Source organism: Shewanella electrica (assembly GCF_022321485.1).
GTDB lineage: Bacteria > Pseudomonadota > Gammaproteobacteria > Enterobacterales > Shewanellaceae > Shewanella > Shewanella electrica.
Genome location: NZ_JAKOGG010000520.1, coordinates 1 through 253, shown reverse-complemented (window position 1 = coordinate 253; position 253 = coordinate 1). Strand labels below are relative to the sequence as shown.

Annotated in this window: 1 protein-coding gene; it reads left to right on the top strand. The window is 49.4% G+C overall.

Annotated features, from left to right (window positions below; all coding sequences use genetic code 11):
• A partial coding sequence (locus L9G74_RS21365) for a C1 family peptidase (RefSeq protein ID WP_275297559.1) occupies positions 1-253 on the top strand: 253 nt, incomplete at both ends.

Below are 253 nucleotides of genomic sequence, written 5' to 3'. Positions count from 1 at the left end.
AAACGAGTCATGTAACGGTGGTTTGATGGACTATGCTTTTGAATACGTCAAGAACAACAAAGGGATCGACACTGAAGCGTCTTATCCCTACGAAGCTGAGGACGACACCTGTAGATTTAAGAAGGCCAATGTTGGAGCCACGATCACCGGGTACAAAGACGTCCAGAGTGGAAGTGAGTCGGCTCTCCAATCTGCAGTAGCCAACATAGGACCCATCTCCGTGGCCATTGACGCAAGCTCCTTCGACTTCCAA